At 65.3% G+C, this 15,837-nt stretch carries 14 protein-coding genes; 8 read left to right on the top strand and 6 right to left on the bottom strand.

Annotation, left to right across the window (positions count from 1 at the left end; translation table 11 throughout):
- Positions 1-10: 10 nt before the first annotated feature.
- Entirely contained in the window at positions 11-355 is a 345-nt protein-coding gene (locus tag ACYVNQ_RS15300) for a BON domain-containing protein (protein ID WP_460903344.1), read from the top strand.
- Between the two features lie 71 nt (positions 356-426).
- Here the strand turns inward: ACYVNQ_RS15300 and ACYVNQ_RS15305 are convergent, their stop codons facing one another.
- The 3 genes from ACYVNQ_RS15305 to ACYVNQ_RS15315 form a co-directional block, all read right to left on the bottom strand.
- On the bottom strand, positions 427-876 hold the full coding sequence (locus ACYVNQ_RS15305; RefSeq protein WP_460903345.1) for a PA2169 family four-helix-bundle protein: 450 nt from the start codon (positions 874-876) through the stop codon (positions 427-429).
- 609 nt (positions 877-1,485) lie between these two features.
- Positions 1,486-1,830, bottom strand: a complete 345-nt coding sequence (locus ACYVNQ_RS15310; protein WP_460903595.1) for a DUF1488 family protein — start codon at positions 1,828-1,830, stop codon at positions 1,486-1,488.
- A 70-nt stretch (positions 1,831-1,900) separates the two neighbouring features.
- Complete coding sequence (locus ACYVNQ_RS15315; RefSeq protein ID WP_460903346.1) at positions 1,901-2,449, bottom strand: type 1 glutamine amidotransferase domain-containing protein; 549 nt, start codon at positions 2,447-2,449, stop codon at positions 1,901-1,903.
- A gap of 299 nt (positions 2,450-2,748) precedes the next feature.
- Between ACYVNQ_RS15315 and ACYVNQ_RS15320 the strand changes: the two genes are divergently transcribed.
- Entirely contained in the window at positions 2,749-4,014 is a 1,266-nt protein-coding gene (locus tag ACYVNQ_RS15320; protein ID WP_460903347.1) for a DNA topoisomerase IB, read from the top strand.
- A gap of 36 nt (positions 4,015-4,050) precedes the next feature.
- Here the strand turns inward: ACYVNQ_RS15320 and ACYVNQ_RS15325 are convergent, their stop codons facing one another.
- The 3 genes from ACYVNQ_RS15325 to ACYVNQ_RS15335 form a co-directional block, all read right to left on the bottom strand.
- Positions 4,051-4,344, bottom strand: coding sequence for a hypothetical protein (locus ACYVNQ_RS15325; RefSeq protein WP_460903348.1), 294 nt, complete (start codon positions 4,342-4,344; stop codon positions 4,051-4,053).
- 201 nt (positions 4,345-4,545) lie between these two features.
- Positions 4,546-4,758 carry a hypothetical protein gene (locus ACYVNQ_RS15330; RefSeq protein ID WP_460903349.1) on the bottom strand — a complete coding sequence of 71 codons (213 nt, stop codon included), beginning with the start codon at positions 4,756-4,758 and terminating at the stop codon, positions 4,546-4,548.
- Between the two features lie 51 nt (positions 4,759-4,809).
- Positions 4,810-5,127: a hypothetical protein gene (locus ACYVNQ_RS15335; RefSeq protein WP_460903350.1), complete on the bottom strand. Its 318-nt coding sequence runs from the start codon at positions 5,125-5,127 to the stop codon at positions 4,810-4,812.
- A 269-nt stretch (positions 5,128-5,396) separates the two neighbouring features.
- Here ACYVNQ_RS15335 and ACYVNQ_RS15340 point away from each other — a divergent pair, with 269 nt between their 5' ends.
- From ACYVNQ_RS15340 to ACYVNQ_RS15365, 6 genes are all read left to right on the top strand, one after another.
- Complete coding sequence (locus ACYVNQ_RS15340) at positions 5,397-6,071, top strand: HAD family hydrolase (RefSeq protein ID WP_460903351.1); 675 nt, start codon at positions 5,397-5,399, stop codon at positions 6,069-6,071.
- 161 nt (positions 6,072-6,232) lie between these two features.
- A complete protein-coding gene (locus ACYVNQ_RS15345) occupies positions 6,233-6,739 on the top strand; it encodes a PRC-barrel domain-containing protein (RefSeq protein WP_460903352.1) in 507 nt (168 codons plus the stop codon).
- The gene (locus ACYVNQ_RS15350) at positions 6,736-7,107 is read left to right on the top strand and encodes a DUF3175 domain-containing protein (RefSeq protein ID WP_460903353.1); all 372 of its coding nucleotides are present in this window, start codon (positions 6,736-6,738) and stop codon (positions 7,105-7,107) included. Before ACYVNQ_RS15345 ends, ACYVNQ_RS15350 begins: the two co-directional genes overlap by 4 nt.
- 252 nt (positions 7,108-7,359) lie before the next feature.
- Positions 7,360-10,659, top strand: a complete 3,300-nt coding sequence (locus tag ACYVNQ_RS15355; protein ID WP_460903354.1) for an autotransporter outer membrane beta-barrel domain-containing protein — start codon at positions 7,360-7,362, stop codon at positions 10,657-10,659.
- Positions 10,660-10,796: 137 nt separating this feature from the next.
- The gene (locus tag ACYVNQ_RS15360) at positions 10,797-15,389 is read left to right on the top strand and encodes a DEAD/DEAH box helicase (protein WP_460903355.1); all 4,593 of its coding nucleotides are present in this window, start codon (positions 10,797-10,799) and stop codon (positions 15,387-15,389) included.
- On the top strand, positions 15,373-15,702 hold the full coding sequence (locus ACYVNQ_RS15365) for a hypothetical protein (RefSeq protein WP_460903356.1): 330 nt from the start codon (positions 15,373-15,375) through the stop codon (positions 15,700-15,702). The genes ACYVNQ_RS15360 and ACYVNQ_RS15365 overlap by 17 nt, the downstream gene beginning before the upstream one ends.
- The last annotated feature ends 135 nt before the right edge of the window (positions 15,703-15,837 follow it).

Genomic DNA, 15,837 nt, shown 5'->3' on the forward strand with positions numbered 1-15,837 from the left:
AGGAGCAACTATGAAAACCACCCACTTCCTCAAGGCCGCCGGCAGCATCGCTTGCGTCGCATTCGCTTTGAACGCCGTCAACGCCACCGCGCAAACCTCGACGCCGCCGTCCGCGTCGTCCGAGAGTGTCGGCCAGCATATCGACGACGGTACGATCACGACCAAGGCGAAAGCCGATCTGCTTGCCGCAAAGAACGTCAAGTCGACTCATATTCACGTGAAGACCCGCAAGGGCATCGTATGGCTGAGCGGCTCGGTGCCGTCGGCCGACGACAAGTCGGCCGCCGCCGACGTCGTGCAGAACGTGTCCGGCGTCAAGGGTGTGAAGAACCATCTGAAGATCGCCAGCGAATAATCGCCGGTGATGCGTCAATGCAACTGGCCCGCGCTGCGGGCCAGTTGTGTTTTTGGAGCCAGGGGCAGCGCTTATTTGCGCGTCGCGTGCTGATCGCGCAAATCGCGGATCGTGTCGTGATTGCGCAGCACGCCATCGAACTGCCGTTCGACCACGGCGCGCACATCCGCGGGCAAATCTTTTTGCAGTGCGTCCTGGTAGCGCTTCTTCGCGACGTCTTCGCCTTTCTCGCAATCGGCGAGGATTGCGTGGTCGCTGCGGTCGCTCACCGCGGATTTCAGATCGACCCAGCCGCGATGCAGCGCACCGCTGACGCTGCCACCGCTTTCCGGCTGGCTGCCCAATTGCATCACGAGGTCCTGCAACTCGCGGGCGCCCTGCGTGCAGGCGTCGGCGCGCGATCCCAGCAATTCTTTCAAGGCCGGATCGTGTGCGTCCTCGGCTGCCTTCAGGAAACCGCGCTCTCCGTCCTTCGATGTTTCGATCAGTTCGTTCAGTACGGCAATGACGTTGGTGGACATTCGATCACCTCCTCATGCTGGGTTAGCGGATGCAGCACCGCTGCAAGACAACGCGCGACGGCGTATTGCACGCGATGCAGTAGTCGTGCCTGCAAACGATTCTTCACACCTTAGGCACGTGGCTTGCTCAAGTTTCGCGCAAAGCTATACCGCAACCGTCCGTTGCGAGCAACGAAGCCGCGAGGCTGCAACGGATAGAGAAAAACAGCAACATCGACAAGGGAGAAGTCATCGTGAGGATTCGAAGCGCGGAATGCCTGTTATTCGTTGCAATCATCGCGTCGGCCGGCGCAATGCAGATTCGCGAGCGCTTTGCCGCGGCGCAATCGCATCCTGCTTCACGGCCTGATGCGCAATCCGATGCGCAGCGGCGTGTGCCATGCGCGCCGGCATCGGCAGGTATTCATTCAGTCACGTGCGGTGAAACCGGCGTCGACACGCCGCAGCGCACCGGTGCCCGGCGGATGCAGCGCATCGCGTTATGGGTTTGAGCGCGCGGCGGCCGCACTTCCGGGCCGCCGTCTTTTTGCAGCATTGCCACGTTTGCAGCGCGCGTAATGCCCGACGTCGCTGTCAAGCATGAAACCGCCCTAAGCCTTCTGGGCGCAATCAGCGTTTTACACCGCGCTCCGGCTCCATTCCTTCCACACGAAACAGCCCACTGTGCAGCAACACGGCGCCGCCGTCGTTCTGGTCCAGCGCTTCGGCACAGACCGAGCGGATGCGGACCTGCCCGCTCTGGAAGGCGCGCAACAGATCCTCTTCGCGCGGCGACTGCGCGCCGAAGTGATCTTCCAGCGCTTCCGCGCTGATCGCGCAGCTCACCGGGTCGCCGTCGACACACGCTGCAAAGCGCACCGTCAGATTCGCGCCGTCGAACCGCGGCGCGTCGTCGCTAAACGTGATGTGCATAAGAGAGTCCTCGTACGCCGCGCGCGGCAGCACCGGCCTCAGGATCGCGTTCATGCGGCTTCTCCGGTACCACCCGCCAGACGGCGGGCGCGGCGCGCCAGCGCGGCCATGTTCATGCTGCCTTGCGCGACAGTTGCGCGATCAACGCCTTGTTGAACGCAGCTAGATCGTCGGGTTTGCGACTCGTGATGAAATTGCCATCCTCCACCACCTCCTTGTCGACCCACGTGCCGCCCGCGTTGCGAATATCGTCCTGCAGGCTCGGCCAGCTGGTCACCGTGCGGCCCTTCATCAGGCCGGCGGAAATCGGCAGCCAGCCACCATGGCAAATCACGGCAATCGGCTTGTGCGCAGCGTCGGCTGCCTTTACGAAGGCCTGCGCCTGCGGCAGCGTACGGATCGTGTCGCCGTTGACGACGCCACCCGGCAGCACGACCGCGTCGTAGTCCGACGCGACTGCCTTGTCGAACGTCAAGTCGACGTCGACTGCGTCTGCCTTGTCGACGTGTTTGAAGCCCTGAATTTTCCCGGGCCTGGAAGAAATTACGTGGACCGTTGCCCCGTGCTCCGCGAGCGCGCGCTTCGGTTCGACAAGCTCTGCCTGCTCGAATCCATCGACTGCCAGCACCGCTACGCGGCAGCCTTTTAACTGATTCGTCATGGGTCGATCTCCCTTTAAATCGTCGAGCATTCTGATCTGGGTGCCGCGAGCAAGCGATGTCGCGCACCGGGCTTGCCATTGGATGAGCAAGAGCAGTGCCAATCACACAACCGCCATGGAAAACCGGTGCCGAAGCCGGTAGCGCAATTCCGCCGCCGGCATCGAGGCGCAGGCCGTCGACACTCGCGTGCGGTGATTGGCATCGCGCTTGCATACGAGACGACACGTGCGCTCGACGCGGTTCGCACATGCGCAACTGCCTGAAAGACACAACCGGCCACCGAAACGCGAGACCAGCCATGAAGAAAACAACGACGAGCGGTAAGGACGCACAAGCCGACGCACAAACCGCGCGCGAGGCACTTGTCGTGGCGGTGCCAAGACCTGCTGCCCCGCTACCACAAGGTTTGCGGCACGCGGACGACACAAAGCCTGGCTACACGCGCAAGCGCGTCGGCGATCGCTTCGCCTACTTCGATCTGAACGGCGTGCGCATCGGCGACGCTGACGAAATCGCCCGCATCAATGCGCTGGCCGTTCCGCCCGCGTACGCCGACGTATGGATCTGCCCTGATCCACGCGGCCATCTGCAGGCCACCGGCCGCGATGCGCGCGGCCGCAAGCAATACCGCTATCACCCGCTGTGGCGCGAAACCCGCGACGCCGACAAGTACGATCGGATGGCTGCCTTCGCTCGCGCGCTGCCGCGCATCCGCGCCCGCGTCGCACGCGACCTGCGTCGCGAAGGGATGCCGCGCGAGAAAGTGGTCGCGGCGATCGTCCATTTGCTCGACAGCACCCTGATTCGTATCGGCAGTGTCGAATACGCCCGCGAGAATCGCTCATACGGCCTGACGACGCTGCGCAAGAAGCACCTGAAAATTGAAGCGGGCAAGGTACGTTTTCGCTTCTCCGGCAAGAGCGGCATCGAACACGACGTAACCGTCGACCATCCGCGCATCGGCAGCATCGTGCGGCGTTGCGCCGAACTGCCGGGCCACGACCTGTTTCAGTACCTCGACGACGACGGCACACGCCGCGCAGTCGGGTCAGCCGATATCAACGACTATCTGCGTGAGGCGAGCCAGGCCGACTTCACCGCAAAGGACTACCGCACATGGGCCGGCAGCGTATTCGCGCTGGCCGCGCTGCGCCAGCTGGTCTGCGAAAGTGCAGCCGACGCGCACCGGCATGTGGTGACCACGGTGAAAGAAGTCGCGGCCATGTTGCGCAATACGCCCGCGGTATGCAAGCGCTGCTACATCCACCCCGAAATCATTTCGGCATTCGAGGCGGGCGAATTGGGCACCTTGCTGCCAAAAGCCACGTTACGCGGCCTGAAAGTCGATGAAGCAGCGTTTGTCGCGCTGCTTGCGCAGGCGAGCAAGCGCACGCGCGTCGCGCAGCGCAAGCTGGCTCGCGCCTCCGGCCGCAGGAGTACCGCGCAAGCCACGTCGCAACAACGAAAAGAGATCGCGCGTTGCGTGGACGACGCACGGCTCAGCACATTGCTCAAGAAATCGCTGCGCAACAAGAAGAAAGAGACGCGGGCAAACGCGGCCTGATGACGACCCTGACGACCGCTGCCGGGTACCTCGGCGTCAGTCGTCGTAGGAAGCCATCACGAGCCACATGCCGCGGCCACGATCGTGAATCTCTGCCGCCAGCGCATAGGGGTCGCGCGGGCTGCAGGTCAGCGCAAGCACGTGATGCGCGACCTCACTGCTGTCGAACACACGTCCACCGCCGAGCCGCCTAACCTCGCGCTTGCCTTCGAACATCGTCTGGCCCTGGTGACACACCACCGGTTGCTGTTTCCACTGGTCGAAACATTCCTGTACGTGCTGGAAGTCTCCACCGCAGAAATTGGCCTGATAGTGAACCGGTGACGGCATGATTTCCTCTCCAGAAGCAACGCGCGCCGTCCGCCTGACGCCGCAGTTTTTCTCAAACGCTCGCGTGCGGTGCGATGGATCGCCGCAAGTCCGAACGCATTGCTCGAATGCGTTGGCTAGCGGCGGATCGTGACGCGTTCGCGGTGGCCGACGGGCATTGCGTCGACCGCTTCGTGCTCGCTTCCTGCTCGCTTCCAGCTATTACTGGCTGGCGCCGGAAGCCGCATCCGCAGCGGGCGCGCCGCTCGCACCAAGCGGCCCGTTGGTCACCGCATTGCCGCTCATCGCCCCACTGCCGCCCGTTGCGGCGCTTGTATCTGGACTACCGGTGTCCGCTTTCTTGCAGGCAGTTGTGCTGAATGCCAGCGTAATCACCGATGCCGCAATCAACGTATTTCGCAAGATCGTACTCATCGCTTCACCTCCTGATGGTCTCTCGACCGATCGGGCACGGCCGGGCGTCAGTTATTGCCCTTTCGTGTCGCTGCTTGCATCGGCACCCGGCATGTTGGTGGTGTCGTTGATCGGCTTCTTCTGCTTGGTTTTGGTCGAATGGTGCTGCATTTTCGACGACGACGAACTCATGCCGTTCATACCGTTGGCGCCGCTGCCGTTCGGGCCGGCTTTCTGTGCACCGGTATCGTTGCCGGTCGCCATGCCGGCACCACCGCCCCCCGTTGAGCCCCCGCCGCCGCCCGCGCCACCGGCGCCGCCGCCCTGTGCGAAAGCGGCGCCCGAAAGCGCGACAAGTGCCGCTGCAATCCATGTGCTGGTGTGCTTCATGTTGTCTCTCCCATCGTCGTAGAAAACTGATGGCAGCCGATACCGCCATGCATGCCGTCAGACTCGTCTACGATTCAGCAAGCACTGTGCCCCGCGCCGCGGCGGCAGCGGCGTGCGCCAGTGCGCCGCATCGCCGGCGTCGGCTCATGCAGATACACTTGAGCTGATCTGACGGCGCGCCGCAGCGCCTGAGCATCGCGGCGCGACGCAAATCGTTCATGCTGCGGCATCAATGCGGCACCCAGCCCTTCAATCTCGAGGATCACGCCATGCGCCTTACCACATCGTTTCTCTTCGACCTCGACGGCACGCTCGTCGATAGCGTCTATCAACATGTGCTCGCGTGGAAAGAAGCACTTGATCAGGAGGGCATCGAATTGTCGGTGTGGCGAATTCACCGCAAGATCGGCATGAGCGGCGGGCTGTTCACGCATCAGCTGCTGCGCGAGACCGGCGGCGGCATGAGTGCCGAGCGCGTCGAGCGGCTGCGCCAGGCACATGCGCAGGCTTATCGTCGATTGCACGCGCAGGTTTGTCCGCTGCCTGGCGCGCGTGCGCTGCTCGATGCGCTGAACGCGAGCGGTACCAAATGGGCGATCGCCACGAGCGGGCGAATGGAAACGGCGGCTGTCAATCTTGCCGCGCTGGGGGTCGACCCGGCGCAATCGGTGGTGGTGACGCGCGACGACGTCAAGTACGCGAAGCCCGATCCGGATCTGTTCGTCGCGGCGGCCGCGCGGCTCAACGTACCGGTTGAAGAGACGGTGGTGGTCGGCGACAGCATCTGGGATATGCTCGCCGCGCGCCGCTGCCGCGCGCTGGGCGTCGGTCTGCTGTCGGGCGGTTATGGGCAGGAAGAACTGGAGCGTGCCGGCGCACTGCGGGTCTATGAAGATCCGGCCGATTTGCTGCTGCATCTGGACGAAATTGCCGCGCGGCCTTGACGCGGGAAGCACGGAGGTGACGCGCAGACGCGACGCAAGCACTCGAGCCAGGCTGTGACGCGAAGCCGTAAAGCGCTGCCGCGACGCGTCGCCACCGCCACCGTCACGTATGGAACACCGGTTGCTGGACGAAAAGCATCGCAATCGTTCGGAGAACCGAAATGACTCAGGCAACTCATCAAGGCGCCGATATTGTCGGCTCGCGTCGCGACACCGCTACTACAACAGGTCCCGGCCCGGAAGTCATGGCCGCCACCACACTAGACGGCGACCGCGTGCTGAGCGCGGATGGCGACGACATCGGCAAGATCAAGGACATCATGCTCGACGTCCGCTCAGGACGTATCGCCTATGCGGTGCTGTCGACCGGCGGCTTTCTCGGCATCGGCGACAAGCTGCTCGCCATTCCATGGGGCGCGCTAACGCTCGACGTGGACCGCAAATGCTTTCTGCTGGCGATGTCGTCGGCACGCGTGAAGAATGCGCCGGGCTTCGACAAGGCCCATTGGCCGTCGATGGCCGATGCGACATGGGCCAGCTCCGTTCACCAGTACTACGGCCGCGAGCCGTACTGGAACAACAACAACGAAACATCGGTAAGGTTCGGTGTCGGCGATATCCCTGCAGGCTCGTCACGCGCGCCCGAAGCAGGCGGAGTGAAGCTATGACGACGCATCCATCGACTCGCAGCAAGAGCGGCCGTCCGCCGCGTCAGCGCCATGCGCATGCCGCACAGCGCGCGAAGCCGGCGGCGGCCGGCAAGCAGAGGCGCTGGTCGCATCGCGTCATGGCGACCAGCGATGCGATGGACCTCGAGAAAGACATCTTCAAGACCGGCAGCGCGCAAGATATTGCGGCTTCGCTAAAGCGCTCGTCGACGCATAGCAAGCGACGCAAGAGCACCCCGTTCCAGTCGGCAATGTCGATGCTTAACTTCTATATCAACCGCGCGGGTCGCAACCTGCCGAAGGGACGTCGTGACACGCTGCAGCAGGCAAAACGCAAGTTGCGCGAGGCGTTCGGCCGCGCGCCGTGAGCATGCGTTGGCCGAGTCGAGCGAGCCTCTTCATATTGCGTTGCAAATAGCCTGTTCGTTGCGGGCGGTGCACTTGTGTCATATAAATCAACGCAGCTGGCGTAGTGCCGCGCGCCGGCCATAGGTAATCGAACCAACGCGCGAACCAAAGCACGAACCAACGCGCGGAATACACCGGCACAACAGCGCGATTCGTGAAAATAGCGCGCGTTGTCTTGGACATCAAGCAGGTTCGCAACGAGGGCAACACCGGTGAAGAGCAAGGTGCTGACGCTTGGCACGGTTGGCATCGGTGCCACGCTGCTGCTCGCCGATAGCTTCGGCGATGCACAGGCCGCGTGCACGAACAGCGCGCCATCGTCGGGCACGCTGGTGGCATGCACCGGCAATGACGTTGCAGCAGTACTTGCGCAACCGGGCAGCACCAACGTCACGGTCAAGATCGCAGCGGGCGCATCCGGCACTTTCGCACACGCGACGAACCCGCTTGTCATTAGCGTCGAGCAGAACAGCACCGTTACCAATGCCGGCACGCTGACACTCAACGGCTCGGGCGGCAGCGGCACGATGCGCGGTGCCGTGCTGCTCGGCAACGCTAACGGCAACACGTTGACCAATGCAGCAAACGCCACGCTCAATACGAGCGGTGCATTCAACGACGGCATGGCCGCCAACGGCAGCGGCAACACGCTGACCAACCTGGGCACGATCGCGACGACCGGCCCCAACGCCTATGGCATGACCGCGGCATGGGGGCAAACCAACGTCGGGCAGTCGAATAACACGCTGCTCAACGCCGGAACGGTGAGCACGTCCGGCAGCAATGCGCGCGCGGCGTCGATTCTCGGCGGCAGCGGTACGCTCGACAATCGCGGCACGCTCACCACTAGCGGTGCGCAAAGTCCCACTGCGTACCTGCAGGGCAACAACGATCACCTGATCAACACCGGCTCGATCAGGGCAAGCGGCGCCGGCTCCGACGCGGTGTTCTCGAACACGGCCGGCGCGTCGTTTACCGCCTTGATCGAAAACCGCGCGGGCGGACAGATCGTGTCCCAAAGCGCGGCAGGCATCCGCACGTTGAACGGCAACAGTACGGTGATCAATGCAGGCCTCGTGCAGAGCAATGCCGGCACGGCCATCGCGATGGGCGGCGGCAACGATGCGCTGATCCTGCAAACCGGCTCGACGATCATCGGCACGGCCGACGGCGGTGCGGGCACCAACACCGTCACGCTGCAAGGCACCGGAGCGGCGACGAATGCGTTCGCGAACTTCCAGACGCTGCTGATGCAAGGCAGCGCATGGGACTGGAACGGCAGCGGCAACTTCACGTCAGCGCATGTGCAAAGCGGCACACTGGTCCTCACCGGCTCGCTGGGCGCGACCTCGTCGGTGGCGACGACGATCGATGCGCACGCAACCTTGCAAGCCAATGCGCTGAATCTGCCGCTCAACGTGACCGACAACGGGCTCGTGCGCTTCCAGCAGGATGTGAACGGCACCTATAGCGGCTCGATTGCCGGCAGCGGCGCGCTCAGCAAAACCGGCGCCGGCACGCTGACACTGGCGCCCGTAGCTGGAAACAGCTATGCGGGCGGTACGACACTGCAGCAAGGCACGCTGACAGTCGGCACCGACGCTGCGCTCGGTACGGCCAGCGGCAGCATCAACTTCGACGGCGGCACGTTGCAGTTCGCGCAAGGCTTCGACGTCGCGCCGACCCGGGCAATCGCACTCGACGCGGGCGGCGGCACCTTCGATACGCAGTCGTTCACCACCACACTCGCGCAGCCCGTCACGGGCAATGGCGCGCTGACCAAAAGCGGCAGCGGCATGCTGTCGATGACCAACGTCAGCACCTACAGCGGCCCGACCCTGGTCGCCGCCGGCACGCTCGCGATCGGCGACGCGGCCCATACTAACGCCGCGCTCACCGGCAACGGCGGCATCACGGTTACGGCTGGCGCGACGCTCGGCGGCTACGGCGCGGTTAGCGGAGCGGTTGAGAACGGCGGCACGCTGGCCGTCGCCAATGCACTGCCCGCGTTCGCTGGTGGACCGAACGGTAGCTTTACCGTGAACGGCACGCTGACAAACGCCGCACAGGTGAGTCTCGGTGCCGGACAGCGTGCGCCCGGCAACGTGCTGCGCGTGGTGGGCGACTATGTCGGGCAGAGCGGCACACTCGCGCTGAATGCGACGCTTGGCGCCGATGGCGCACCATCCGATCGCCTCGTGATCGACGGCGGCAGTGCGCGCGGCACGACGGCGCTGCAGATCGCCAATGTCGGCGGTAATGGTGCGCAAACCATCGCAAACGGTATCCGGATAGTCGAAGCGGCGCAGGGTGCGACCAGCGAGCCGTCTGCGTTCGTTCTCGCCGCGCCAGTCAAAGCTGGCGCGTATACGTACTACCTTGCGCAGGGCGGCGTAACGGCCGGCACCGCCAGCGACTGGTTCCTGCGCAATACCGTTGCGCCGCTGCCGGCCGCCACGACACCCGACGCGCAGACGCCGATGCCGGGCGTGCCGCTGGCGGCCGCCGGCACGCCGCCGCTGCCCGCGGCACCGCCGGCCGGTGCCGCGGCATTGCCGTTGTACCGGCCGGAAGTGCCGCTCTACGCTGCAGCCCCCGGCGTCGCGCGGCAACTGGGCCTGCTGCAGGTCGACACCTTTCACGACCGCCAGGGCGACCAGGCACTGCTGGCAGGCAACGGCAAGCTCCCGGCCGCATGGGGCCGCGTCTGGGGCGGCCACAGCACGCTTCATGAGCCTGGCGCGGCCGATGCCCGTTTCGACGGCACGCTATACGGCGTGCAGGCCGGCCACGATCTGTATGCAACTCGCGATGCGAGCGGCACGCGCGACCACTACGGGATCCTGATCGGTTTCGCGCACGCTGCCGGCGACATCAGCGGCTTCGCGCTCAGCACGCCGAATCTCGACGCCGGGCATCTGGCCATCGACGCGTACAGCGTCGGCGGCTACTGGACGCATGTCGGCGCGAGCGGCTGGTACACCGACGCACTGCTGATGGGCAGTGCCTTGACCGTCGATCCGTACTCGCGCGACGGCATCGGCGCGAGCACGCATGGCGACGCGGTAGCCGCCTCGCTCGAAGGCGGGCTGCCGGTGCCGATCGCTGCCAGCGTCACGCTCGAACCGCAGGCGCAACTGATCTGGCAGCATCTGGCGCTTGACGATCTGAACGATGGCGTATCGAACGTCACGTTCAACAGCGGCAACACCGTGGTCGCGCGGCTCGGTGTGCGGCTGCAAGGCCATTTCGATGCTGGCGGCGCAGCACTCGCGCCGTATCTGCGCGCCAGCGTGCTGCGCGCATTCGGCAGCGACGATCGCGCGACCTTCGCAGCCACCACGGTAATCGGCAGCGAGGTCGGGCAAACCGTCGCACAGCTTGGCGCGGGTGTGGTTGCGCAGGTTGGCAAAAACGCCAGCCTGTTTGCCACCGCGAGCTGGGTGACCAATCTCGGCGGTTCGCATCAGCGCGGCATCGGCGGCGAGGCGGGCGCACGCTGGACGTGGTGATACTTGCACTTCCGATCCGCCCCCTGCTTCGCGCGTGGCGGCCAGGCGCGAAACCTGCGAGACTTTGCGCTTGAAGACGCAAACGGGCGGCATGCCGCCCACTGGATATGGCACGCCGCGCCCCCATTTACGGCCGCATGAATTCCGTCTCAGACTTCGCCGCGACAAGCGGCGCGCGGGTTGCTGCGCCGGCCGCTGCGTTGACCGCTGCATTGGCCGATTTCCATCCGGTCGTCGCCGGCTGGTTCGCGAAAACCTTCCCCGCTCCCACCGATGCGCAGGTGGCCGCCTGGCCGCTGATCCGCAGCGGCCATTCGACGCTGGTCGCCGCACCGACCGGCTCGGGCAAAACGCTCACCGCATTCCTGTCCGCACTCGACGAGCTCGTGCGCGTTGGCCTCGACAACGGCGGCACACTGCCCGACCAGACGCTGGTCGTATACATCTCGCCATTGAAGGCGCTGTCGAACGACATCCGCATCAATCTGCAGGTGCCGCTCGAAGGCATCGCGCGCGAACTCGAGCAGCACGGGCTGCCGCCGCTCGAAATCCGCACCGCCGTGCGCACCGGCGACACCACACAGCAGGAGCGCGCCGCGCTGCGCAAGCGCGCGCCGCATATCCTCGTGACCACGCCGGAATCGCTGTACGTGCTGCTCGGCTCGGATTCGGGCCGAGCGATGCTATCGACGGTGCGCACCGTGATCGTCGACGAGATCCATGCGCTCGCCGGCAGCAAGCGCGGCAGCCATCTGTCGCTGACGCTCGAACGGCTCGATGCACTGTGTAAACGACCGCTGCCGCGCATCGGCCTGTCGGCCACGCAAAAGCCGATCGACGCGGTCGCGCGCTTTCTGGTCGGCGGCGCGAGCATCGATGACGCAACGCCTGCGCCGTGCGCGATCGTCGATGTCGGTCATATACGCGAGCGCGATCTCGCCCTCGAAATCCCGCCGGTGCCGCTCGAAGCGGTGATGTCGAACGACACGTGGGAGCTGGTCTATAACCGGCTCGCGGAGCTGGTCGCGACGCATCGCACCACGCTCGTATTCGTCAACACGCGGCGCATGGCCGAGCGCGCCGCGCGTCATCTGACCGAACGGCTCGGCAAGGAAGCGGTGGCCGCGCATCACGGCAGCCTCGCGAAGGAACACCGGTTCGCCGCCGAGCAGCGCCTCAAACGCGGCGAACTGCGCGTGCTGATTGCGACCGCGTCGCTCGAACTCGGCATCGATATCGGCGACGTCGATCTGGTCTGCCAGCTCGGCTCGCCGCGCGCGATTGCACCTTTTCTGCAGCGCGTCGGGCGCTCCGGTCACCAGGTGGGCGGCACGCCCAAGGGGCGCCTGTTCCCGGTATCGCGCGACGACCTGATCGAATGCGCGGCGCTGCTCGACTGCGTGCGGCGCGGCGAACTCGACGCGCTGCGCATTCCGCGCGCGCCGCTCGACGTGCTCGCACAGCAGATCGCCGCCGAGGTGTGCAGCCAGCCATGGAGTGAAGATGCACTGTTCGAGCGCTGCCGGCATGCGGCGCCGTATGCGCAACTCACGCGCGAACAATTCGACGCAGTGGTCAAGATGCTGGCCGACGGGTTCACCACACGCCATGGTCCGCGCGCTGCCTACATTCATCGCGACACGGTGAACGGCACGCTGCGCGGCCGGCGCGGCGGCAAGCTGTATGCAGTCACTTCGGGCGGCACGATTCCGGAGAACGCCGATTACTCGGTGGTGCTCGAGCCGCAAGGCATCCAGGTCGGTACGGTCAACGAAGACTTCGCGGTCGAGAGCATTGCCGGCGATGTGTTTCAACTCGGCAATGCGTCGTATCGCATCATGCGCGTCGAGAGCGGCCGCGTGCGCGTCGAGGACGCGCAGGGCCAGCCGCCGAATATTCCGTTCTGGCTCGGCGAGGCGCCGGGGCGCAGCGATGAACTGTCGTTTGGCGTGGCGCGGTTGCGCCAGGAAATCGAGCGCTGTCTGAGCGGCGAGATGGTGGTGTCCGCAACGCAGGCGGAAGCAGAGGCAACTACGCCTGTGCGGGCGACCAAGGCGAAGGCTAAGGCTAAGGCTGACGCGGGTGCACAGCCCAGCGGCGCGACCTCCGTGATGTCATCCGCCACCGCCGTAACCGACCGCGCCCACGCCGACGCACCGCTCGAGCGCGCCATCCGCTGGCTGGGCGACGAACTCGGCGTGCCGAAGCCTGCCGCGCAGCAGATCGTCGATTATCTGGCGCGCGCCCGCAACGCGCTCACCACGCTGCCGACCCACGACACACTGGTGATGGAGCGCTTTTTCGACGAGTCAGGCGGTACCCAGCTTGTTATCCACACACCGTTCGGCAGCCGCCTGAACCGCGCGTGGGGGCTCGCGCTGCGCAAGCGCTTTTGCCGCACCTTCAACTTCGAACTGCAGGCCGCCGCCACCGAAGACGCAATCGTCCTGTCGCTGACCGGCAGCCACAGCTTTCCGCTCGACGACGTCTGGCGCTATCTGCATTCGAATAGCGCAGAACACGTGCTGATCCAGGCCTTGCTCGACGCGCCGCTGTTCAACGTGCGGTGGCGCTGGAACGCGACCACCTCGCTCGCGCTGCCGCGCTATACCGGCGGCCACAAGACCGCGCCGCAACTGCAGCGGATGCGCGGCGAAGACCTGCTGGCCGCCGTGTTCCCGGATCAGGTAGCGTGCGCGGAAAACCTCGCCGGCGAACGCGAGCTGCCGGCCCATCCGCTGGTCGACCAGACCCTCGACGACTGCCTGCACGACGCGATGGACAGCGACGGCTGGCTGCAGCTGCTGCGCCGGATCGAGCGCAACGAAGTGAGGCTCGTCACGCGCGAATTGCCCGCGCCGTCCGCGCTCGCCGCGGAAGTGCTGACCGCCAAGCCGTATGCATATCTCGACGATGCGCCGATCGAAGAGCGCCGCACCCAGGCGGTGCTCAACCGTCGCTGGACCGACCCGGCAGCCGCCGACGATCTCGGCGCGCTCGATGCCGACGCGATCGACAGCGTGCGTGAGGAAGCCTGGCCGCAAGTGCGCAGTGTCGACGAGATGCACGAAGCACTGAGCGCCCTCGCCTGCGTCACCGAAGCCGAGGCGCAAGCGCCGCGCAACGAAGGCTGGCCCGCATGGCTTGCGCAACTCGCGCAATCGGGCCACGCGACGCGTCTGCAGATCGCGCAGCACGACGCTTTATGGGTACCGGTGGAACGGCTCACCTGCGTGCGTGCGCTGTACCCGAATGCGCCGCTTGCGCCGAAACTGCGCGTACCCAAGGGCTACGCGGATGCATGGGATGAAGCGGATGCGCTGGTCGAGGTAATCCGTGCGCGGCTATCGGGATCTGGACCACTGCCGGTGCCGGCCATCGCGCGCCCGCTTGCGCTGCCCGCCGCCGCGGTCGCGCAGGCGCTGACGCGACTCGAAGCCGAAGGCTACGTGATGCGCGGCCGCTTCACGCCGCACGCCGCCGACGAAGAATGGTGCGAGCGTCACCTGCTCGCGCGCATTCACCGGTATACGGTACGCAAGCTGCGTCGCGAAATCGAACCGGTCGAGCGGCACGACTTCATGCGCTTTCTGTTCGCCTGGCAGCGCGTCGCGACCGATACGCGCGGCACAGGCCGCGATGCGCTGGCAGCCGTGCTCGATCAGCTCGAAGGCTATGAAGCAGCGGCCGGCGCATGGGAGGAAGACATCCTGCCGGCACGGCTGACCGACTATTCGCCACTGCTGCTCGACGAATTGTGCCGCGCCGGCAAGATCGTCTGGACACGTTTGACCGAACGCACGCGCGCCGTCAGTTCACCGGTGCGCAGCACGCCGGTGGTGCTGTTGCCGCGTCGACATCTGGCGGTATGGGGCGCGCTGTTCGATACGCAACAGCCGGTCGAACTATCGTCGCGTGCGCAGTTGGTGCGCGATGCGCTCAGCCAGCATGGCGCGATGTTCTTCGACGAACTGCTGGCCGACGTGCATCTGCTGCCAGTCGAACTGGAGACTGCGCTGGGCGAACTGGTCGCCGCGGGCCTCGTCAATTCGGATAGCTTCGCTGGCCTGCGTGCGCTGCTCAAACCAGCGGCCAGGCGCGCCGCTTCGCATTTCGGCCGGCGCCGCGCGGTGCAGCCGCTGATCGGCGGCATGGACGACGCCGGACGTTGGGCGCTCGTGCAGCGGCGCAAGACTGCGCCGGATGAACCCGCCGACCACGCGCCGGCATCGCGCCGCGCGACTGTACCCGCCACGCGCGTGGCGGCATTTGCTCCCGAGGTGGTCGAGCACATCGCGCTGAGTCTGCTGCGCCGTTATGGCGTCGTGTTCTGGCGGCTGCTCGAACGCGAGGCCGAGTGGCTGCCGCCGTGGCGGGATCTGCTGCGCGTCTATCAGCGGCTCGAGGCACGCGGCCAGGTGCGCGGCGGACGTTTCGTCAACGGGCTGGCAGGCGAACAGTTCGCGCTGCCGGAAGCGATTCCACTGCTACGCGAAACACGTCGACACGCGCACGACGGCGCGTATGTCGGCATCGCCGCAACCGATCCGCTGAACCTGGTCGGCACGCTGCTGCCCGGCGACAAGATACCGGCCGTGGCAGGCAACCGCGTGCTGTTCCGCGACGGCGTACCGGTCGCCACGCTAAGCGCCGGCGAATTCGCCTACTCCGGTGAGCCGGACGCCGCCACACAGGAACAGATGCGCGTCCATCTTGCACGGCGGCGTTGAAACTGCAGCAGCGCGCGGATCGCTGCTCGCGCTGCGCTCAGGATTGCGGTTGCAATTGCAGTCCAGTTGCCGTCGCAACCACGCCGATGCGGAAAAAATTTCTGATATTTCTGCACGCATCGCCATCGATCTGCACGAAGCGCCACACCGTTCGCGACACATCGACGCGCTTGCAGGTTTCACACTGCACCGTAACGGAGCAAATCGTTTGAAGGGATGGCACGCCGATAGCTGCAACGCTATGCACGACTGCAGAAAAATCGTTGCGTCGGCCACGAATTGGCCGGTACAGGCAAGCCACCAATTGCCATAAAGAATGATCTGAGCTAAACCGTTAACCTGTTCGGAGCCCGAAAATGATCGCGCTTCGATACAATGGGGACAGCTTCAAGGAAGACGATCTGCGCCATCCAAAACGCTGCATGCCTGTTCCGCACAGGTGGCAATT

The organism is Paraburkholderia jirisanensis (assembly GCF_054782355.1).